22 protein-coding genes are annotated in these 21606 nt (G+C 48.4%); 20 read left to right on the top strand and 2 right to left on the bottom strand.

Annotation, left to right across the window (positions count from 1 at the left end; all coding sequences use genetic code 11):
• The first annotated feature begins 127 nt into the window (after positions 1-127).
• From QQK89_RS11220 to QQK89_RS11195, 6 genes are all read left to right on the top strand, one after another.
• On the top strand, positions 128-643 hold the full coding sequence (locus QQK89_RS11220; RefSeq protein ID WP_284238655.1) for a DinB family protein: 516 nt from the start codon (positions 128-130) through the stop codon (positions 641-643).
• Between the two features lie 4 nt (positions 644-647).
• A complete protein-coding gene (locus QQK89_RS11215; protein WP_284238654.1) occupies positions 648-1109 on the top strand; it encodes a putative immunity protein in 462 nt (153 codons plus the stop codon).
• Between the two features lie 22 nt (positions 1110-1131).
• Positions 1132-1851, top strand: coding sequence for an MOSC domain-containing protein (locus QQK89_RS11210; RefSeq protein WP_284238653.1), 720 nt, complete (start codon positions 1132-1134; stop codon positions 1849-1851).
• 220 nt (positions 1852-2071) lie between these two features.
• Positions 2072-4090 carry a Na+/H+ antiporter gene (locus tag QQK89_RS11205; protein WP_284238652.1) on the top strand — a complete coding sequence of 673 codons (2019 nt, stop codon included), beginning with the start codon at positions 2072-2074 and terminating at the stop codon, positions 4088-4090.
• A 57-nt stretch (positions 4091-4147) separates the two neighbouring features.
• Positions 4148-4696 (top strand): NADPH-dependent FMN reductase, encoded by a 549-nt coding sequence (locus QQK89_RS11200; protein WP_284238651.1) that lies wholly within the window; start codon positions 4148-4150, stop codon positions 4694-4696.
• Positions 4697-4699: 3 nt separating this feature from the next.
• Entirely contained in the window at positions 4700-5239 is a 540-nt protein-coding gene (locus QQK89_RS11195) for a GNAT family N-acetyltransferase (RefSeq protein WP_434481655.1), read from the top strand.
• A gap of 44 nt (positions 5240-5283) precedes the next feature.
• Here the strand turns inward: QQK89_RS11195 and QQK89_RS11190 are convergent, their stop codons facing one another.
• Complete coding sequence (locus QQK89_RS11190; protein ID WP_284238649.1) at positions 5284-6249, bottom strand: helix-turn-helix transcriptional regulator; 966 nt, start codon at positions 6247-6249, stop codon at positions 5284-5286.
• Positions 6250-6413: 164 nt separating this feature from the next.
• Here QQK89_RS11190 and modA point away from each other — a divergent pair, with 164 nt between their 5' ends.
• The 14 genes from modA to QQK89_RS11120 all read left to right on the top strand — a co-directional run bounded on the left by modA (position 6414) and on the right by QQK89_RS11120 (position 20439).
• The gene (modA, locus tag QQK89_RS11185) at positions 6414-7235 is read left to right on the top strand and encodes a molybdate ABC transporter substrate-binding protein (RefSeq protein ID WP_284238648.1); all 822 of its coding nucleotides are present in this window, start codon (positions 6414-6416) and stop codon (positions 7233-7235) included.
• Positions 7236-7266: 31 nt separating this feature from the next.
• Positions 7267-7746 (top strand): DinB family protein, encoded by a 480-nt coding sequence (locus tag QQK89_RS11180; protein WP_284238647.1) that lies wholly within the window; start codon positions 7267-7269, stop codon positions 7744-7746.
• 93 nt (positions 7747-7839) lie between these two features.
• Positions 7840-8553: an AAA family ATPase gene (locus QQK89_RS11175; RefSeq protein ID WP_284238646.1), complete on the top strand. Its 714-nt coding sequence runs from the start codon at positions 7840-7842 to the stop codon at positions 8551-8553.
• A gap of 23 nt (positions 8554-8576) precedes the next feature.
• Entirely contained in the window at positions 8577-9122 is a 546-nt protein-coding gene (locus QQK89_RS11170) for a GrpB family protein (protein ID WP_284238645.1), read from the top strand.
• Between the two features lie 25 nt (positions 9123-9147).
• Positions 9148-10056, top strand: a complete 909-nt coding sequence (locus QQK89_RS11165; RefSeq protein WP_284238644.1) for a LysR family transcriptional regulator — start codon at positions 9148-9150, stop codon at positions 10054-10056.
• 102 nt (positions 10057-10158) lie between these two features.
• Positions 10159-12447, top strand: coding sequence for a 5-methyltetrahydropteroyltriglutamate--homocysteine S-methyltransferase (gene metE, locus QQK89_RS11160; RefSeq protein WP_284238643.1), 2289 nt, complete (start codon positions 10159-10161; stop codon positions 12445-12447).
• Between the two features lie 199 nt (positions 12448-12646).
• A complete protein-coding gene (locus QQK89_RS11155) occupies positions 12647-13180 on the top strand; it encodes a sigma-70 family RNA polymerase sigma factor (RefSeq protein WP_284238642.1) in 534 nt (177 codons plus the stop codon).
• 14 nt (positions 13181-13194) lie between these two features.
• Complete coding sequence (locus QQK89_RS11150; protein ID WP_284238641.1) at positions 13195-14355, top strand: hypothetical protein; 1161 nt, start codon at positions 13195-13197, stop codon at positions 14353-14355.
• Positions 14352-15317, top strand: a complete 966-nt coding sequence (locus QQK89_RS11145; RefSeq protein WP_284238640.1) for an ABC transporter ATP-binding protein — start codon at positions 14352-14354, stop codon at positions 15315-15317. The genes QQK89_RS11150 and QQK89_RS11145 overlap by 4 nt, the downstream gene beginning before the upstream one ends.
• Complete coding sequence (locus tag QQK89_RS11140; protein ID WP_284238639.1) at positions 15314-16207, top strand: ABC transporter permease; 894 nt, start codon at positions 15314-15316, stop codon at positions 16205-16207. Before QQK89_RS11145 ends, QQK89_RS11140 begins: the two co-directional genes overlap by 4 nt.
• A gap of 173 nt (positions 16208-16380) precedes the next feature.
• Complete coding sequence (locus tag QQK89_RS11135) at positions 16381-17292, top strand: LysR family transcriptional regulator (RefSeq protein WP_284238638.1); 912 nt, start codon at positions 16381-16383, stop codon at positions 17290-17292.
• 175 nt (positions 17293-17467) lie between these two features.
• On the top strand, positions 17468-19000 hold the full coding sequence (locus QQK89_RS11130; protein WP_434481670.1) for a spore germination protein: 1533 nt from the start codon (positions 17468-17470) through the stop codon (positions 18998-19000).
• Positions 19001-19036: 36 nt separating this feature from the next.
• A complete protein-coding gene (locus tag QQK89_RS11125) occupies positions 19037-20212 on the top strand; it encodes a Ger(x)C family spore germination protein (protein ID WP_284238636.1) in 1176 nt (391 codons plus the stop codon).
• Positions 20209-20439 (top strand): hypothetical protein, encoded by a 231-nt coding sequence (locus QQK89_RS11120; protein WP_284238635.1) that lies wholly within the window; start codon positions 20209-20211, stop codon positions 20437-20439. Before QQK89_RS11125 ends, QQK89_RS11120 begins: the two co-directional genes overlap by 4 nt.
• On the opposite strand, the gene QQK89_RS11115 is transcribed toward QQK89_RS11120, so the two are convergent.
• Positions 20425-21522: a GerAB/ArcD/ProY family transporter gene (locus tag QQK89_RS11115; protein WP_284238634.1), complete on the bottom strand. Its 1098-nt coding sequence runs from the start codon at positions 21520-21522 to the stop codon at positions 20425-20427. The two genes, QQK89_RS11120 and QQK89_RS11115, sit on opposite strands and share 15 nt — an antisense overlap.
• Between the last annotated feature and the right edge of the window lie 84 nt (positions 21523-21606).

The raw sequence follows: 21606 nt of genomic DNA, 5'->3' as shown, positions 1-21606 counted from the left end.
CTGGTCTGGTAGAGACGCATATGGTTAATAAATAACCGTGAAGATCCATGCGCAATGATCATAGAGATGAATCTTATCGCTAAACCATATATACTAGAAGTAAGAAAACTAGTAGAAGAGGTGGGCAATGAGCGGGCAGGAAGTCATTCATTCTTACATAAATCGACTAGATTCGTATTCGATAGAGCAATTGAGTTACCGCATTGAACCTGGAACTTGGTCGATCGGTCAGGTTTACGCCCATATCGAAGATGTAGCGCTTGAGTATTTAAATAACTTAGAACAATGCGCGATTGCGGGGTCTGACCTAAATCAAGGGAAGACGGAAGCCGGAGAAACGTTGTTCGCAGCGAAAGCGTTTCCGCCGGTAAAGATCAAATTGCCGCCGGGCATGGAATATAGCCCTAACGATGCTAAGAGCAAAGAGCAGCACGCGCATGATCTCATGGATCTGATTGAACAAATGGAGGTATGGGAGACGAAGCTTCCTTCAATCCTTCCTTCTTATAGAATAAGACATGGCGGATTTGGCTGGCTAAATGCTACAGAATGGTTTGACTTGATTGAGATGCACACCCGTCATCATTTGAGACAAATAAAGGAGATTGAAGAAAGATGGAACAAAGCGACAGTCGACAGGTGATCGTATGATGAAGGGGCTGATTGGTGAGGATAGACGTATCTCTGACCTGGTCAAGCAAGTCGATCACCGAAGGTTAGCTTTATGGGCAGCGGATTGCGCGGAGCGGGCCCATCCCTTCTTCGAATCGTTGTTCGCTGGAGACAAGAGGCTGCAAGAGGCCATTCGGGCAGCCCGCGCTTGGTCGCGAAGCGAACTGCCGATGTCCGCCGCGCGCAAAGCGGCGTTTGCCGCGCATGCCGCGGCACGCGATGTCTTGACTGCGAGCAGCGCCGCCTCCCGTGCAGCCCGCGCGGCCGGGCACGCGGCAGCAACGGCCCATGTGGCAAGCCATGCCGTACATGCCGCAGCCTATGCGGTAACGGCGCTTCGTGACAACACCGATGCGGCGGTAGTTGCGTCAGTCGTGTCGAGTGAGAGGGAGTGGCAGTATTGTCGGCTGGTAGAATTAATGGAGTTACGAACATAAGAGCAATGGAGGAAGCAATGACGTGAAGACGACGGTTGGCCAAATTCATGACATTTACCGGTACCCGGTCAAATCTTTTGCGGGAGAAAAGCTCGAGCAGTGCCCAATTGAACCATACGGCTTGTTGGGCGACCGTTTTGTCACGCTGTACGATGAGACGAAAAAGGATTGGAACAAATTCGTAACAGCCAGAAATATCCCTAATTTGTTGAATTACCATGCGGTTTACAGGAACGGAGATATCCAAATTACGAATCCGGATGGCAAGGTTTATGGCTGGGACGAACAATTATTAGAAGAGATCCAACAGCAAACGGACAAGAAGCTGACGATGTCGGATTTCAAACAAGCGCATCCGCAGGCGGAGCATCCCGAACTGCTGTCCGTTGACGGGGCAAGCATTCTGCTCATTACGGACCATTCCCTAAATAAGCTACAGGAGACATGGGGCAAAGAGCTTGATGAACGCCGTTTCCGCGCGAACTTTGTAGTACAGGTTGCCGATGATTCCGTTCACGAAGGGGATTGGATCGGTCATAAACTGACCATTGGGGAAGTTGAGCTTCAGGTAGACAGCTTTTGTGAGCGCTGCGTTCTCATTACGATGGACCCGGACACGCAGGTGAAAGATCCAACGCTGCTGAAGAAGGTCAACCAAGAATTCGATTTGCATTTTGGCGTATATGCCTCCGTTATCAAGACCGGCAACATCAAACAAGGGGACAAAGTGATCTTACATTAAGCTATATAATTATGAGAGAAACCGCGGTGATGGCGCCGCGGTTTTTTTCGTGATCTTTTTTCCACAGAATGAAATGTTGACCTCCAGAGCAAGCTATTAGCGCTTGAGCCCACTCGTGGTTCAAGATAAGAAACTCCGGGTAAAGCAGAAGTAGTTGGGGGATCGAGCGCTGTAAGCGGTTGGTCCTTTTTACATAGCGGAATAGGTGGGGGGAAGAAGCTTGGAAATCTTTATTGTGGTTCTTGTTATGCTTATTCTTATTGGCGTCTCCAACGTGATTTACCGGTTTATTCCATTTGTGCCGGTTCCTCTGATTCAGATCGCTTTAGGGGCCGTCATTGCGGTTATTCCGTTCGGCGTGCATCTGCATTTGGAACCCGAGCTGTTCTTCATCCTGTTTATCGCGCCATTGTTATATAACGACGGCAAACATACCCCGCGCGATGAGCTGTGGCGGCTTCGCGCGCCAATCTTGCTGCTCTCCATCGGCCTTGTATTTGCAACGGTTGTTGTAGTTGGCTATACGATTCACTGGATGATTCCATCGATTCCGCTTGCTGCGGCATTTGGCCTTGCGGCTATTTTGTCGCCTACAGATCCGGTTGCGGTCAACGCTTTGGCTAGCCGGGTCCAGCTGCCCAAAAGCTTGATGCGGCTTCTCGAAGGGGAAGCCTTGATGAATGATGCCTCCGGTCTTGTGGCCTTCAAATTCGCGATCGCCGCGGCCATGACAGGCGTCTTTTCATTGCAAAAAGCAACGATAAGCTTCTTGATTATTGCGCTTGGCGGTTTGCTTGCCGGTGCGGTGCTTGCTTTCATTATTATAGGTATCCGCCAGCTGCTTAGAAGGGCGGGACTGGAAGATGAGACGATGCATATGTTGCTCCAGCTCGTGACTCCGTTTATTCTTTATCTCGTTGCGGAAGAAATCGGGGTTTCCGGCATCCTCGCGGCAGTAGCCGGGGGAATTGTCCATGCGATAGAAGACGATCGGGTCGAGCATAGCATTGCAAGATTAAAGACGGTATCTATGAATACTTGGTCGGTGATCTTGTTTATTCTGAATGGCCTCGTTTTTGTTATCTTAGGCATCCAAATTCCCGAAGTGACGTCTGTTATTTTCAAGAATCCCGGCTTTAATAACGCGGTTGTGATCTGGTATGCCATTGTTATTTTTGCCCTGCTTCTGTTGCTGCGGTTTGTCTGGACATCGCTATTCACCCGGATTGGTTCGGCTAAGAGAGAGGCCTACAGCATCAAAGTCATTATTCTGACCACGGTTTCCGGGGTGCGCGGTGCGGTTACCCTTGCGGGTGCGTTCTCCATTCCGATACTGCTTAATAACGGCAACTCTTTTCCGCAGCGGGATTTGATTATTTTTCTTGCGGCGTTTATCATTCTTCTGTCGCTTCTTTCGGCCAGCATTCTGCTGCCGATTATCGCGAAGAAACGAGAAATTATCGACGAGTCTGAAAAAGCCCATGAAGAGCGGGAATGGCAGGTCAAAGTGATGGGAGCGGCGGTCGACCATTTGGAGCAAGTGAGCAATGAAAAGAATGAACATGCGGTAGAGTCCGTCATTGCGGAATATAAAAGGCTCATGATGTCGCTCGAGATGAGGGACAATCCCAACCGGCAGATGCCGAAAAGGCGCGAAGAGGAATTGAAAATGCGGATTGAAGCGCTCGATATTGAACGGAACTACGTAGAGGAACGATTGAAGAAAGGGGCTATTAATGAAAAACATGCTGAATTCTATTTCGGGATGTTGGATCAAATCGAACTTATTCTGGCTAACCGTCTCCATTTGTGGAAGATGGTTCTGAAAGGCTTCTGGGTGAAGATCAAGGCAGGATTTACAAACAACCGAAAGTTGGCTTTCTCGGAAGCCGACATTAACGTGTTGCGGGGCTTGAGGCTCCAATGCTCGGAGGCGGTTATCGATCAGATGGATGCCCGTTGCGTGCCGGGAACGAAAGATGATCCCGCGGAATGCGTAACTGCGTATTATCAGCAAATCGTCAAAAGAATGAGGTCGATGCCGGTCCATACCAAGAATAAAACCCAGCATTTTCACGAAGCCCGGAAAGAGCTGCACTGGAGAGCGATTCAGGCGGAGCGGGAGGAAGTACAATCCTTATACGAGAAGGGTTCCATTGACCGGGAGATGGCTTCCACGCTTCGGCGTCATATCCGCGATCGGGAGGCGTCTATGTACGAGGAGGATGAAATCGGTTAAGCTTATTATGTGTGCTCGTATTTGCACAGAATATAACCGAAGGAGTGTTTTTGAATTATGGCACATATCGTTGGCCTTACGGGAAGCTTGCGCAAAGCTTCCTTGAACAAATCCCTGTTGAAAAACGCCGCTTTGTTCCTACCCGAAAGTTATACATACACCTACGCGGACCTGAGCGATTTGCCTCTGTATAACCAGGATCTAGAGGAGAATTTGCCGGAGGAAGTGAAGCAGTTCGCCGAGCTTTGCAAAAGCGCGGACGGATTTCTGATCAGTACTCCTGAATATAACGGCATGATTACCGGCGTGCTCAAGAACGCTTTGGATTGGGTTTCGCGGAAAAACATCGGCGCGCCGCTTGCGACAAAACCCGTTGCGGTTATGGGGGCAACGCCAGGTCCCGGCGGAACGGTTCGGGCGCAGATGAACCTGCGCCAGCTGATATTCGCATTGGACATGGATCCCGTTAATAGGCCAGAATTGAAGCTCTCCCATGCAACGATGAAATTCGACGATGATGGCCGGATAACCGACTTCGCGACCTTGCAGGTGCTTGAACAATTAATGGGTAAATTCGTAGATAAGGTCGAGCGTTCCAAGGAATAAATGATGAGTGATTCTCCTATCTATTTACGACAGTTGGAATTAACAGATGCGCCGGCATTGCTGGAGCTGCGGATACGCAATCGTTCGTTTTATCAGCCCTATGAGCCGCTAAGGGAAGAGCGGCATTTTACGTTGGAAGAGCAGGAGAAGGACATAGCAGCCGTCATTCATACTGCGCAGCTCGACCAGGCATACGCATATGGCATATTCATTGCCGGGACGGACGAGCTTGTTGGACGAATTGCATTAACCAGCATATCCCGAGGCGTATTTCAAAACGGCTATCTTGGTTATTCCATCGATCAAGCCCATAACGGGCGAGGTTATGCGACTGCCGCTGTGTCGGAGATCGCGCGGAAGGCGTTTGTTCAGCTAGGTCTGCACCGCGTTCAAGCGGGGGTTATGCCGAGGAATAAACGGTCGGTCCGGGTACTCGAGAAGGCGGGCTTCAGGCCGGAAGGTCTGGCCGAGCGCTATTTGAAGATAAACGGTACGTGGGAGGACCATCTTCTGTTTGCGATGACTAGCGAAGATTATAATTAACAAGAACCGGCCCTGGAGCAGATCTGCTTCAGGGCCGGTTCTTGTTATGTTTCATATAGGATTTGTCCCGTTAATGAGAGATCATAGCCAGAAACGGAACTTAGCTCATTGCGGAAGGAAGCCGAGTTAAGAATGGTCAATACGGCTGAAATCCATTCTTTATTTTCCGGCTTCTTCAGCAGAACAAGATCATATTGCTCTTGAATGAGCGGTATAAAATCTACTTGCCCGACAATCGCGGCCGCTTTCTCAATCCCAACTCCAACATCCGCAGCCCCGGCAGCTACTTTGCCGGCTACTCCGATATGGTTGTTTTCCTCCTGGTCATAACCTTGAATGGCAGCAGGCTGAATCCCATGCAGACGAAGCTGCTCATCGAGCAGGATACGCGCGCCAGAACCCTTTTCGCGATTCACAAGCCGCAGGCCGGGACGACCGAGATCCGCCCAGCTCTTCAATTGATGCGGATTTCCGCGCTCAACGTACAAGCCGGCTTGGCGTTTAAGCAAGTTGACCACGATATAAGGTGAACCGACGAGTAACTTGCGGATATAGGGAAGGTTGTATTCTCCCGTATCGCCGTCTAACAAATGAGTGCTGACAATATCGGATTCCCCTTTATACATGGAGATCAAGCTGTCCAGACTGCCTACATAGGAACGTAATGGCCGGATCCCGGGGATCTGTTTCTCCATATGTTTGGCAAGCAAATCCAGGCTGACATCTTGACCGGTGATGACGATCGGACGGCTGCCGCTAATTCCGAAGGAGGAAGAAGCGGTAGCGTTGAAACCGGCAGGAAAAGTCTGATTAAAAGCAGGTTCAGCGTGTTTGACCGATTGTTTGGACTTCAGCTTATAAGCTTCGAGATCAGAAGCATCTACTCTCATCTGTTTGCCGACGCGATAAGAAGGAAGTTCGCCTTTTTTTATAAGGTCATAGACGGTGAGCTTGGATACTTTAAGGATGGTCGCAATTTCTTCGGTTGTATAGGAAATTTCGTCAGACATGCAAGGTCACACCTTCGTTTCAACGGTTTGGCCATATTGTAACATATGGAACAATACGATTGTGCGCGGATCACAAAAAGTCAGTTTTCTATTGGATTGTAAAATGATATATGATATAAACTAGTTATAAGTAGATATAATTAGATATACTTGGAGGGTTTAGGATGAGAAACAAAGTTAAAAACAGTATGGTTCTATTAAGTTTTGCGCTCATGATTTTATTTACTGCCGCTTGCGGAAATAACGCGAATAACGCGAATAACGCTGCTGCGGTAGACACTAAAACCAAAGTAGATCTGACGATCTCGGCGGCTGCAAGCTTAACGGATGCGTTAACCGAAATTCAGAAGGCATACGAAGAGAAGAATCCGGAAGTTAAGCTGCAATTCAACTTCGGCGCTTCGGGCGCCCTCCAGCAGCAGATTGAGCAAGGTGCTCCTGCCGATCTGTTCCTCTCGGCTGCTGCAAAGAACTTGAAAGCTTTGGTAGACAAGCAATTGATTGAGACGGACAAGCAAACCAATCTGCTCGGCAACGAGCTGGTCGTTGTTGTGCCTGCTGACAGCAAGCTTGCGGTCGCTAGCGAAGCGGACTTAACGAAGGAAGACGTGAAGCATGTGGCTGTTGGCATCCCGGAGAGCGTGCCAGCCGGCAATTACGCCAAAGAATCGTTAACAAACGCGAAACTGTGGGATTCCTTGCAGACGAAAGCGGTTCAAGCCAAGGATGTAAGACAGGTTCTGCAATACGTTGAGACGGGAAATGCCGATGCCGGCTTCGTCTATAAGACAGACGCGTTAACTTCCGATAAAGTGAAAATTGCGTTCACCGTAGATTCGGCTACATACACTCCGATTACTTATCCTATTGGCGTGGTTAAGGCCACTAAGCATAGCAAGGAAGCGGAAGATTTTTATTCTTATTTGCAGTCGCAAGAAGCGCTTGACGTGTTTGTGAAATACGGTTTCTCAGTACCTGCCAAGTAGTATAGAATAGGGGTAATGAGGAGGGAGATCCATGAAGGAATTGATCAACCAATATCGTTATCACGAATGGGCAAATGAGGCGTTGCTGCGGCATCTTGAGACACTGCCGGATGAAGTGTTTACCGCTCCGGTGCAAAATGTGTTCGCGTCCATTGCAGAAGTATTCGGCCATCTTGCCGGTGCCGAAGAAGTATGGTCGGCTCGCATGATGAATACGGAAGTGCCTCCACTTGCGATTAAACCATTTCGAACGGTGCAGGATGCAGCAACGGATTTAGCCAGATTACACAAGCAATTTATCCATTGGCTAGAGCAACAAGACGATGAGTCAAGATTGATCTCTTATCGGACGACGAAAGGGGAACCTTTCACGAATCGGATGGATGATATTGTGCTGCATGTAATGAACCACGGCACTTATCATCGCGGCAACATCGCCTCGATGATCAGACAGCTTGGTTATACCGGAGTATCCATCGACTATATCATTTATGCAAGAAGCCGCGATTAGCAATCGCGGCTTTTTTCATGTGGGGAGAGTTGCCGATCCCGCTGAGGAAAGAGATAATGGAACTATCTAGGCAATGAGGAGATGGCCTCTATTATGTTTCTAAGAAGTGTAGAGATCAGGCGCGAAGAGGGGATGGAGGAGCGGGAATATCCTTTTTCCATCCCTGCTATCAAGGCTATAGACAGACTTCACTTTCGTTCAAACGTTACGTTTCTGGTAGGGGAGAACGGTTCCGGCAAGTCGACGCTGCTAGAAGCGATTGCTTATCAATGCGGCTTTCATACCGCCGGGGGCGGCAGGAACAACGCTTATGAGGTAGATGCATCATCGGCTATACTGGGCAATGCGATTCGGCTGTCCTGGATGCCGAAGGTGACGAACGGATTTTTCCTGCGGGCGGAAACGTTTTATCATTTTGCATCCCATATCGATACGCTGGAGCCGGATGTCTTGAGTAATTATGGAGGACGATCGCTGCATCATCAATCGCATGGGGAAGCATTTCTGTCGTTGTTCAAACACCGTTTCGGCAAAAAAGCGATCTACCTGCTGGACGAGCCCGAAGCGGCGTTATCGCCAGCCCGGCAGCTTGCGCTCATGCGGGTGATCAAGGATTTGTCCGCTGAGGCCCAGTTCATTATTGCGACGCATTCGCCAATTCTGTTAGGGTACCCGGATGCTCAAATCTTGAACTTTGATGAGCAGCCCGTTGAAGAAATCCGCTATGAAGACACGCTGCATTACATTGTCACGCGGCGGTTTCTGGAGAATCGGAAAACCGTGCTGAAAGAGTTGTTTGAGGACTAGGCTCTAAAGTGGGGGAGAAGAGCGTGGAAGACCAATGGAAAATTGCGGAGCATAATCCGGCGTGGAAAAAATTGTTTTTGGAGACCGCTTTGATACTGAGGGCAACACTAGGAAATCATGCCGTACGGATTGATCATATCGGATCGACTTCCGTAAGCAATCTAGACGCTAAACCGATTATAGATATACAGATATCCGTAACCCGAATAAATGAACTAAATACATACATATCAGCGATTGAGCAGCATGGATTTATATTTCGGGGCGATAATCCGGATCTAACCAAAAGATACTTCAGGGAAGTTCCCGGTTCACGCCGAACTCATATTCATGTCAGGCAAACAGGGAGTTTTTCCGAACAAGTAAATTTGCTGTTCAGAGATTATTTGCGGCATCACCCGGAAGACTGCCTGCGTTATGGCCAAGAGAAACATCGTTTATACGAGTTGTATAAGAATGAACGCGAAAAGTATGTGGAAGGAAAAGGACCAATCGTCTGGGATCTTATCCATCGGGCGCACTTGTGGTCTCAAGAGACGGGCTGGCAGCCCGGAGAATCAGATGCTTAGAAAAGTGTGGTAGGAGGAACAAATAGTGACGTTGCAACAACTGAAATACATCATTGAAGTCGCGAACCGCGGATCTATTAACGAAGCGGCCAAACGTCTGTTTATCTCGCAGCCGACATTATCCAATGCGATTAAGGATTTGGAAGAAGAGCTGCAGCTTGCGATATTCGAACGTTCGAATAAAGGAATTTCGCTCTCGAAGGAAGGCGTGGAGTTTCTTAGCTATGCTAGGCAGGTCGTGGAGCAAGCGGAGCTATTGGAAAGCCGGTATCTGAACAAAAAGCCGTCTCCGCAGTATTTTTCTGTATCGACGCAGCATTATGCCTTTGCCGTGAATGCGTTTGTTAGTCTCGTACAAGAGTATGGACAGGAAGAGTATGAGCTCGCGCTTCGCGAGACGAAGACGTACGAGATTATTGAAGACGTGAAGAGCTTGCGCAGCGAGATCGGCATCCTGTATTTGAACGAGTTCAACGGGAAAGTGATCAATAAACTGCTGAAGGAATCTAACCTCCAATTCACGAGTTTGTTTACGGCTGAGCCGCATATATTCATCAGCATCAACAATCCGCTAGCGAAGCAGCCGAAGGTGACGATCGACCAGCTGGACGAATACCCATACCTGTCCTTTGACCAAGGGGAGTACAATTCGTTCCATTTCGCCGAGGAGATTCTAAGCACGTTATCGCATAAAAAAAGCATCCGGGTAAACGACAGGGCTACATTGTTCAACCTCTTGATTGGACTGAACGGTTACACGATTTCGACCGGCGTGCTTAGCGCGGATCTTAACGGAAACGAGATTATTCCCGTGCCGCTCGACATTGACGAAACGATTAATGTAGGCTGGATTGCCCACAAGAGCACGGCGTTATCTAAGCTTGGCACCACCTATATCGAAGCTTTGCACCGGGCGATAGCGCCATCTCCATGATATAGCTTTTGGCTATAACTAGATATAGTATTTTACAGTTACACTATAACTGAAAAAGCATGGTATCTTTCTTGTAACAAAAGCTTAAGGAGTTGTTGCAAGATGGCAAAGAGCAGTGTATTGGGGTACCCTCGTATTGGTGAAAACCGTGAATGGAAAAAAGCGCTGGAAGCTTTTTGGGCAGGCAAGCTGGAGGAATCGGAGCTACATAACCAGCTGCAGCAAATCCGCTTGAACCATCTTCGCAAGCAGAAAGACAAAGGAATCGACTTCATTCCGGTCAATGACTTCAGTTATTATGATCAGGTGCTTGATACGGCCGCTATGTTCGGCATTATTCCTCAGCGGTTCAATTATAACGGCGGAGCTGTTCCGTTGTCGGTCTACTACGGCGTTGCGCGCGGTACCAAAGACGCGGCTGCCAGTGAAATGACGAAATGGTTCAATACGAACTATCACTATATCGTGCCTGAGCTTTATGGAGCAGAACCGGTTCTTACGGAAAACAAACCGCTGACCGCTTACCGCGAAGCAAAAGAAAAGCTTGGAATCGAGGGCAAGCCGGTTATTCTTGGTCCCATCTCCTTCCTGAAGCTGTCGAAAGGTTACGGAAGATCGGAAATCGACACCTGGCTTTCGATTCTGGTGAAATTGTACGTGCAAGTTCTTCAAGAGCTAGAGGCCGAAGGCGTACAATGGGTTCAGATCGATGAACCGGTACTTGTAACCAAGCTTAGCAATGATGATCTGGCGCGGGTGAAATCGGTGTACGGCAAAATCGCCGAAGCGGTGCCGCAACTGAACATTTTGCTACAGACTTACTTCGAATCGGTAGAACAATTCAAAGATATCGTAAACCTGCCTGTACAAGGCATTGGTCTTGATTTTGTTCACGGTCTTGAAGGCAACTTATCCGCCATTCGCGAATTCGGCTTCCCGCAAGACAAAGTGCTTGGAGCGGGCGTTATTGACGGCCGCGGCATTTGGAAGGCACCGCTTGGGAAGAAGCTAGGGCTCGTGAAAGAGCTTCAAAACCTCGTATCCGCGGATAAACTTCTTATTCAAACGTCCTGCAGCCTGCTTCATGTACCGGTAACAACGAAACCGGAGACGAAGCTGCAGCCTGTGCTGAAGAACGCTCTGGCATTTGCGGACGAGAAGCTAGACGAAGTTGTGCTCCTGACTGAAGCGTTAAACAATGGCGAAGCGGCGGTAGCCGAAGCGCTTGAGGCCAACGTAGCGGATCTTGAAGCTTTGGAACAATCCGAATCTCGCAACCGCTTGGACGTTCAATCCGCCGTAGCCCGAATTCAATCGCAGGAGCCGGCAAGAACATCGCCGTTTGCAACGCGGAATGCAGCTCAGCAGGAGAAATGGCAGTTGCCTTTATTCCCAACAACAACAATCGGCAGCTTCCCGCAATCGACCGAAGTACGGAAGGCACGCCAATCATGGCGTAAAGGCGAATGGAATAATGAGCAGTATTCCGGCTTTATTCAGGATCAAATTGACCAATGGATCGGCTATCAGGAAGAGATCGGCATCGACGTTCTCGTGCATGGCGAGTTTGAGCGGACGGACATGGTCGAATTTTTCGGCGAGAAGCTTGAAGGGTTTGCCTTCACGCAGAACGGCTGGGTGCAATCCTATGGTTCCCGTTGCGTGAAGCCGCCGGTTATTTATGGCGATGTCGCGTTCAAAGAAGCGATGACGGTTGAAGAAACGGTGTATGCCCAATCCAAAACCAAACGTCCGGTTAAAGGCATGTTAACGGGTCCAATTACAATCATGAACTGGTCCTTCGTGCGCGATGATATCAAGCGAGAGCAAATTGCTTATCAATTGGCGTACGCGCTTCGTCAAGAAGTAGAAGCTCTCGAAAATTCAGGAATCGGGATGATTCAGGTCGATGAGCCAGCGGTACGGGAAGGTCTTCCCTTGAAGGAAGAGGAGCAGAAGCCTTATCTCGACTGGGCGGTCAAAGCGTTCCGCATGACGACTTGCACGGTTCAAGATACCACGCAAATTCATACGCATATGTGCTACTGCGAATTCCACGACATGATTGACTCCATCGAGGAGATGGACGCGGACGTGATCTCGATCGAAACTTCGCGAAGCCATGGCGAGTTGATTCATAGCTTTGAGGAAAATACGTATAAGCATGGCATTGGCCTTGGCGTATACGATATTCATAGTCCGCGCGTTCCAAACGTGGAAGAAATGACGGTGATGATCGACCGTGCGCTCAAAGTGCTTGATCCAAAGCTGTTCTGGATTAACCCGGACTGCGGCCTCAAGACTCGCGGCCAAGAAGAGACCATCGCGTCCCTGCGCAATATGGTCGACGCTACCAAGATTGCCCGTGAGAAGTTCACGGTGAACGTATAATAACTAGATTAGAAGAAAAGAGACTGCATATCGGCATCTTACATGCCGGAATGCAGTCTCTTTTTTGCGTGCAAGAATCGATTCTATAAATATTTCAGCGCGAGGTGTTACAAAATAGGCCGGAGAACCGTCTTACATATGTCAACGTTAAGCCCGGGGCAATCGTCATGGCAATGAATTATAGGGAGGCAAAGGAGAAATGAACAATCTTAATCCGGCGCCGGATTTGTTTAAAGATATATTTCATAAGCATTATCCGTCGGTATTACGCAAATTGATCGCATTACTAAAAGATAAATCAGCGGCCGAAGACATAGCCCAGGAAGTATTCCTGAAGTTGTATAACAATCCGCCGTCCAGGCCGGAAGCCGTTGGGGCATGGCTGCACCAGGTGCTGACAAGAAGCGCCTACGATTATTTGGATCAAAAAGCGAGAGAGCGGCAACTCATGCAGCGGCAAGAGAAACAGCTGATGACAGAGCCGCAGTCGTTTCAATCCGGTGAGCAAGCCGTCATGAAACAGGGAGAAGAAGAACAGGTTCAGAACTGGTTGCATGCATTGCCTGAGAAAGACAGAGAGCTTCTTCTGCTCAGGTATTCCGGCTACAGCTATTCCGAGATTGCGAAAGAGCTAAACGTCCAACAGCCCCAAGTCGGTATGTTACTGAAGCGGGCGGGAGATCGGTTGAAGAAACAAGCGTACAAAAGCGACAATCAATGGTCGCATGAATAAGGAGTGACATAATAATGACAAACGATGAGCGGAAGCAAATAAATCTGCCTACCGAGGAAGAAACAAATGATGCTTGGACCAAGCTGGAGCTTAAGCTTAAAGAACAGACAGGATCGCCGGTCTGGGGCGCATGGGCGAAGGACGGCGCAACGGCTGAAGATACGATTCCAAGATCCGATAACACGGCCTCGTCGCATTTAGAAGGATTCGAGTCTCTTGCTAAGGGGCGACAAGAAGAGAATTTGGAGCGAGGCAATGAGCAGAAGCCGAGACCTTCCAAATCTCGCAGTTGGATAAGGAAACATGGCATGAAGACAAGCGTTGCCGCCGCGGCCGTATTGATCTGCGCTGCTATTGCATTACCGTCTACGAATGAAGCGCTAGCAGCCATTTTGGGCAAATTCAAGATGAATCAGGTAGCGGTCGTGCAAGAGGATGATTTCAAGACGGCGCTTCAAGGGTTCTTCGGATCGGATATATCGGCTGAGTCGAGCAATAAGTTTGGCAAATTCGAGCGGACGGTTATAGGTGAAGGGGCTAACGATTTGAGCGTCTCGCAAACAAGCGAGAAATACGGGATTGATGTACCGGAGAAGCTCGTTACGCCATTTGGGAATCAAAAGGAACTCCATATCTACGGCATGCAAGGCGAGGCTATTACCTTCAGTTTAAATGTCGATGAGATTAATAACGTGATGAAGAAGCTTGGCGCGGAGAAGCTGTTGCCGGCTTCGGTTGACGGCAAAGCGATCACGCTTCGGATGGGAGAAGGAGTAAGCGTCGATTATGGTTTCATAGATTCGGATGAGCAGGAGCGTTATGTTCATCTCACGATTTCACCGGCTCCGGTCATTGAGATGGATCCGTCCATTCAAGCGGAAGATGCGTACGAAGCTTTGATCCGATTCCCGGTTCTGCCGACTGATCTGAAAAACGTGTTGATGCAAAGCACGCGCATTTCCGAGGGAGAGGTTCCATTCCCGATCATTACGAACGGACATGTGACGAAGTCGGTAATGGAAGGAATCGATGTATATTTCGAAAACGGTCAAGCCTGGGGTAACGGATGGAACGCGACGTGGCTGGACAATGGGATGGTCAAGCAAGCGAGCATGTATAATGCGAAATCCCGCGAAGACGCGGAGATGATCGTGAAGGAATTGATAACGAAATGAGTTATGCAATCGAAACATTCCACTTATCGAAAAATTACGGGAACGGACGCGGCTGCCAAGATGTCACGCTCCGTATTCCTGCCGGGGAAGCCTTTGGCTTCCTTGGCCCTAACGGGGCGGGCAAAAGCACCATTGTCAAAATGCTTGTAGGGTTAGCTACCCCAACCGATGGAAAAGCTTTGCTGTTCGGAGAGCCTGCCGGATCCGTGGAAGCCAGGCGGCGGATCGGTTATTTGCCGGAATTATTCCGTTATCCAGGCTGGCTGAGCGGGGAAGAGGTGTTGCAATTTCATGGCAAGCTATGCGGCATGAAAGGTCCGGTCTTGAAGAGCAGGATTAATCAATTGCTTGATGAAGTTGGTATTGGTCAGCGGGGACGCGACCGCATTAAAGGTTATTCCAAAGGAATGCAGCAGCGTCTTGGACTTGCTTGCGCGCTTCTGACCGATCCGGATATCGTATTTCTGGACGAGCCTGCTTCCGCACTGGACCCCGTTGGCCGCCATGAAGTGCGCGAGCTACTGCAGCGTCTGCGCAAGGAAGGAAAAACGATATTCCTGAATTCGCATCTGCTCGAGGATGTTGAACAATTATGCGATCATGTGGCGCTCTTGAATAATGGACGGATTCTGGCTGACGGACAGGTATCTGAAGTGCTACGCGCAACATCGGCACGCTGGCGCTTCCGGGTAGGCGGCATAACGCCTGAGCTGCTGGACTGGCTTCGCGAACGGATGATTGTTCCGGTAGATATGGTTCCATGGCAGGATGGAAGCGTACCAGAGTGGGGAGAGAATTGGCTGGAAGCCGAGTTAGCCGATGATGAGCAAGTGGGCTATATGAACCGATTGCTAATTGACCAAGGCGTGACCCTTTATGAGACGCACAAAGTAAAGTCAAGCCTGGACGAATGGTTTCTACAAGCGGTATCGGGTTTGGAGCATAGGGGGGAAAACCGATGATCGCGGTTTGGATGTTGACCTGGAAAGAATTGATCCGCAAGAAAGTCACCTTGATGACCTTGCTGCTCACGGTTTTATTTTGGATTGTTTTTTATTTTGTAACTCAAAGCGTAGGCAATTCAGTGTCGCACACGGAATCAGGCATTATCAGTTTGGATCAATTAATCGACCGCTTCAGAGGAAGCGCTATTTTGCTTTGGATTGGATTTTTCTTTGCCACTTTTGCCACGGGATTCTTGGCGATATTCAGCTCGGTTGGCGCCGTTAGCGGGGAAGCTGAGCATGGCGTGCTGCAATCGGTGCTTGCAAGACCCATTCCGCGTACCCATTGGTATTTGGGGCGGTGGTTTGGGTTTGTAACGTTTTGTCTAGCTTACGCCGTGCTGTTGTTTGCATCGATCTTGCTGCTCGTCGCCTATGCGACCGGTGTACATCCTGATTGGTCCGCGATGGGCTGGGGGCTCGTATTGTTCATTATTCCTGTTCTGCTGATGGTTACGCTAACCATGTTTGCTTCTTGCTGGCTTGCGCCGCTTGGCAACGGCGTAGCCATGGTGCTGTTGTTTGGCATGGGCTGGGTCGGGACTATGCTTGACCGGGTTACCGCTGCGGGAATGTTCGCATCCGACGAAACAACGAAAACATCCGATACGATGGAGATTGTGTCTGGTTTGATTCGTCTCCTTATCCCAACCGATGCGCTGCAACAGCGGATGTTATCGGATTTGTTTCAAGTGAAAGACCTCGGCGAATCGTTCTCTTCGAGAGATTCCTTGGGTTATTTCTCGATCGTGAATCCGCCATCGGACGTTTTTTTATATTATACCGCTATCTATTTCGTGGTTTTCCTCGTTGGGGGGATGCTTGTTATTAGACGGAAGGACTTCTAAACCGAGCAAGAACAACGATTCACGTTGTCTATTATTATCATAGAAAACTTAGTATTGAACCCTATATTTTAATTTCATACAATCAGGCGACAGGAGTTATTGTGCAGGCCGGAGTTGACACGAATGATAAGGGTAACTTACGGTGAAGATATAACGCTGGGAGGCCGATTGCCATGGAATTAAGACAACTAGAATGCTTTATAACAACATGCGAAGAATTGCATTTTACGCGAGCTTCCGTGAAACTTGGCATCACTCAGCCTTCTTTAAGCCATCAGATTAAAACGCTTGAAGACGAGCTAGGTGTCCTATTGTTCGACCGAATCGGGAAAAAAATCGCGATCACGGAAGCCGGCATGATCTTGCTGAAGCAAAGTAAACTTGCGTTTGGTGAATTAACTCTCGCCAAAGAACAGCTGCAAGAGCTTCAGAAGATGGAGCGGGGGACGTTATCCATTGGAGCGCTGCCAGGGGAGCTAAGCGAATTAGTAACTTCCATATTGCTTGATTTCCATTATAAATATCCGAAAGTCCGGATTAAAGTGTTTGGCGTCGAGGATCTTGTTACCCGTATTTTGCAGAACGAATTAGATCTGGCTATTACAATATTGCCGGTTGAAGACGACAGGGTTGTGACCATTCCATTGTATCGGGAAACGTTTTACTTTGTCGCAACATCCGATCATCCCTTCGCGGGACGTTCATCCGTTAATTTCGACGAGATTATCGATGTTCCGATTATTATGTTCCCGGAAACCCACCGGAGCCGTCAGCTTATCGATACAACTTGTGCAAGCGGCGGGCTTACGCTTGAACCCATCATTGAAACCTCAACAATAGATTCTCTATTTGGTTTAGTCCGTTCAGGCGGCGGAGGCACTATTCTGTCCAAAACGCTTGTTGAAATGTACAATTACGATGATTTGGTTCATATCCCGATTCAAAATCCAACCTTGTGCAGACAAGTGGGCATCGTTTATCACCGCGATAAGTTTATTGGAAAAGCTTCGAAAGGGTTTATACATACGCTTACGGCGCATGTGCAGCAACTTAAGCATGATACCAATCGGGATAACTGCGATTGATAACTAGATAGGACGATACTTGGGACACCATGGAGCAGAGCTTCATGGTTTTCTTGCGTTACCTAACCGAATAGGATGTTGCCGTATTTGGGAAGATATATCCATATCCGTGAAGGGGGAATTGCCCGTGAAACGTTTCAAGAAATGGATGCGAATGCAGCCGAAGTTTCCATCCATGGCTGAAATGTCTCCGGAGGATGCCACACCGATTGAACTATCCTCGGCTCTTTCCCAGAACGAAGCCATGCTCCAAGACATATTCAAATGTTGTTCAGACATCGTCTTCCGACAAGTGAAAATTGCCGGGCAGGATGCGGTAATCGTGTATCTCGCCAGTCTCGTGGACGAACAAATCATTGATGACCATATTTTAAAACCATTGTTTGAGAGCGGCATTGAACTTGAGCAGGAGTCCAATCCAATTGGAGCGGAAAGCATAAATAAACAGATCATTTCAGCGGGGTCAACGAAACTAGCTTCCCAAGCCTCTGAGATTGTCAAACAAGTATTGGACGGCTTCGCTGCCGTCTTAATAGATTCGGATAACAGGGTCATTCTAGTCAAGGCAAACGGTGTCAAACACCGCAGTCTTGAAGAACCTTCCTCTGAACAAGTGATTCGCGGACCTAGGGATGGATTTATCGAGAATCTAGCAACCAACATCGGTTTAATTCGCGGAAGACTCAAAACGGCCAGGTTGAAGACGGAGTCCGTCATCCTTGGCGAATTAACGCAAACCCAAGTTGTGATGACTTATATCGCAGGCATTGCCGATGAAGCTCTAATCGAAGAAGTTCGGAAGAGAGTTAGCCGGATTCAAATCGACGGCATTCTGGATTCCGGATATATTGAAGAATTTATCGAGGATTTGCCTTATTCCCCCTTTCCGCAAGTGCATAGCACGGAACGGCCAGATGTTGTGGCTGCCGAACTACTGGAAGGGAAGATCGCGATACTTGTCGATAATTCCCCGTTTGTATTAATTGTTCCCATGACCTTTTGGACGGGGCTTCAAGCAAGCGAAGACTACTATATCCGTTGGCCAATAGCCACCTTTGTGCGTTGGATTCGTTTCTTGTTTATTTTTATCGCGATATTTGCGCCTTCCTTATACGTTGCGGTTACAACCTTCCATCAAGAGATGATCCCTACAAACTTAGTGTTAAGTATCGCCTCCTCCAGAGAAGCCGTGCCTTTCCCGGCGATGTTCGAAGCGCTTTCAATGGAAATCGTCTTTGAAGCGCTCCGGGAAGCAGGCGTACGATTACCGAAACAAATCGGACAAGCGATCAGCATCGTTGGGGCATTAGTTATTGGGCAAGCGGCAGTGGAAGCGGGTATTATATCGGCGCCGGTCGTAATCATTGTATCTATTACGGGTATTGCGACCTTTGCCATTCCGCGCTTTAACTTCGCCAGTGGAATTCGGTTGCTTCGTTTTCCAATTCTTTTTCTAGCGGGAACGCTTGGTCTTTACGGCATTGTGCTCGGGTTTTTATGCATCGTACTGCATGTTGCCGCGTTGCGTTCGTTTGGCGTTCCATACTTGACGCCGCTTGGACCCATTACATTAAGCAATCTGAAAGACATCCTCATAAGAGCTCCAATCTGGGCAAGGGGGAACAGGCCTCAGGCAACGGGAATGAACGATCCGGTTCGAGAGCAGCCTGGCCAGAAACCAAGTCCCTATCGCGATAAGCTCAAGTAGTTACCGTTAAATCGTTAAGCAGGGAAAGGAGCTAAGATGAAACCATTGTTGCCATTGTTGCGAATTTGCTTAATCTTACTCCTCTTCCTAACGGGCGGTTGCTGGGACCGCACGGAAATAAACGATCTTGCGTTTATAACGGGTTCGGCTTTTGATTTGACGGAGAAGGGCGACAGTTTGTTGTCCTTGCAATTTGCCATTCCTTCATCTTCGCAGGACGGGGGACAAGGCGGGGAACCAAACAAATTTTTTGTCATGTCTGCCACAGGCAAGAATGTATCGGATGCTTTTGAAAAAATCCAGAAGAAGAGCTCCCGCAAGCTGTTTACTTCCCATCGCAGCGTTATTTTTATTGGCGAATCGCTGGGAAGGAAGGGGATTAACGATGTGCTGGACGTGTTTGCCCACGATCCGCATCAACGCTTGAAGACCTATATCATGGTTGTAAAAGGAGGAGAAGCCAAACAAGTGCTGGAAGCGCAATATCCCTATGACCAAGTGCCGATGGAGGCGGTCAAAGAGATGGAAGCCCAGCAAAGCGAAGTTGCCGTAACCTTGAGGGATTTCTTCATGGCGGCATCCAGCAGGGGGATTTATCCGATTATGGGTGTGATAGAAGCGGAATCGGAAGGTGCCGGTCAGAGCAAAACAAGTGTGTTTAGGTTATCCGGAGCAGCCGTATTCAAGAACTTGAAACTGATTGGCATGCTGAACGGCTATGAAACCAATGGATTAAATTGGCTGAAAAATCATATGGAGGACGGCAGAATAAATGCCGAGCTGCCTGACGGCAAAGGGAGCGTGAGCATGGTTGTGGCTCATGCTAACCGTACCATCACATCCAAAGTCAAGGGGGATCAGATTCAGTTTAAGATCGTCTTGCAAGCGAAAGGTCCATTGTTCGAGAATAACTCGAATTTGAATGTGTCCAGACCGCAAAATCTTGCGTTAATCCAACATTCGTTAGAGGAAGCCGCAGAGAGACAAGTTCAGGAAGTGATCGTTAAGCTTCAAAAGCGATATCAAACGGATGCCATTGGTTTGGGAAGGGAGCTCTACAGAAGTAAGCCGCGAGCATGGCAAGCGGTACAAGCGGAATGGGACCGCAAATTTGCCGAGGCGGATATCTCCGTTGACGTAAAATTGTCCATCAGCAGCGCCGGAATGGCAGGACCTCCGTTGCAATTAAACGAGAAGGAGATTATGAATTGACTGCTTATGTTATTGGTTACGTGTTGTTTGTGGTCGTATGGTTCATCTTCCTCATTAAGTCTTCGCGGAGAAAACATGAAACGAAGGAAATAGTAGTGAACGGAGGAATATTAGGCATTTCCTTGTTAATTGGTTCTTTATTGCTTGCTCATGTTAAGGTGCCGAGCTTTATTGTTGTCTGCATACGCTTGCTTGAACCGGTCGGAATCCGGTTATTGGGACAATGACATTTTTTTCTTGGTTGAGTCAATGATAAGCAGCAATAAAGGGAGCAGACTTTGATTAATGAAAGCCAATAAGGGAAATGTATAGATAAGATAATTGAGCAGTTCGGCACTATTCTTGAAGATCCAAAAGGCACCGATTAGGGAAAGCAACGAGAGCGGGAAGATCAAGCTTCGGTAATTGCGCAACTCAAAAAGATGGCTCACGCAGAGGCTTAAAATAAAGATGGACACTGAAACTTTAACGAAGCAGCCAATCACCCACGTGGAGACGGCGATTGCCTCCAAGCGCTCGAACGAGCCTTCGATTCCGATATATTGAACGACGCTCAGAAATGAAAAGGTCAGCTTGCTTGTTAAAGGACCAAAGATCATTATCGTAAGCATCACAATGCTGACCGAGAGTAAAGTAATACCCGTTAGGGCAATAAAGGAAACTTTGCGGGCTGCTTTCATCTGATTCAAGTAGGGGAGTAGCCAGCCTAATATAAAAAGTTGATTCATAAATCCGCCTGCCGGATTTACGGCTCCCTGCAAGACGTGATAGACTCCTCCGTTTAGGATCGGTTTGATCTCTTGGAAGTTAGCTTCCATAACGGTCAAGATTAAGAGCGGAATGAGAAATACGAGCAACAGAACAGTAAGGAACTCGTTGCTTCTGGCGATGACCTCAATCCCGAGATGGGCAGCTAGACCGCATAAGAGAATAAACGTCAGGCTAATAATGATGGCGGGGCTGGTCGGAAGCAGTAACGTACTGATAAATCCCGTATGCTGCATCGTAATGGTCGATATGGAAATGAACCAATAGTAGATGTAGTTGGCCGTCACTAATTTGCCTAAACCTTTACCGAGAATTTTCGAACTGTATTGCGTAATGGTCTCTCCCGGATACCGCTTTGCGAGTTCGATCATGACAAATATGCTGACAATTCCGGTGATTGGGGCAAGCAGGGCGGACAACCAAGCATCTTGCTTGCCAAACATAACCATAAATGATGGAGCGGTTAATAAGTTCGTCGAGATGATGAACGTAAACAATAAGAAGCTTAACTGATTCCCCGTTATTTTTTCGGTGGCTTGCATCTTCTATTCTCCATTTCCAGGCAAAGGTGTTCCAAGTATTGACGGTGCTTGGAGGATTTATACTAATCATTTCGTTGGTCTATT

Origin of the sequence: Paenibacillus glycanilyticus (assembly GCF_030161375.1) — a bacterium.
Lineage (GTDB): Bacteria > Bacillota > Bacilli > Paenibacillales > Paenibacillaceae > Pristimantibacillus > Pristimantibacillus glycanilyticus_B.
The sequence above is the reverse complement of the archived record's forward strand: the minus strand, read 5'-3'. Positions and strand labels throughout refer to the sequence as shown.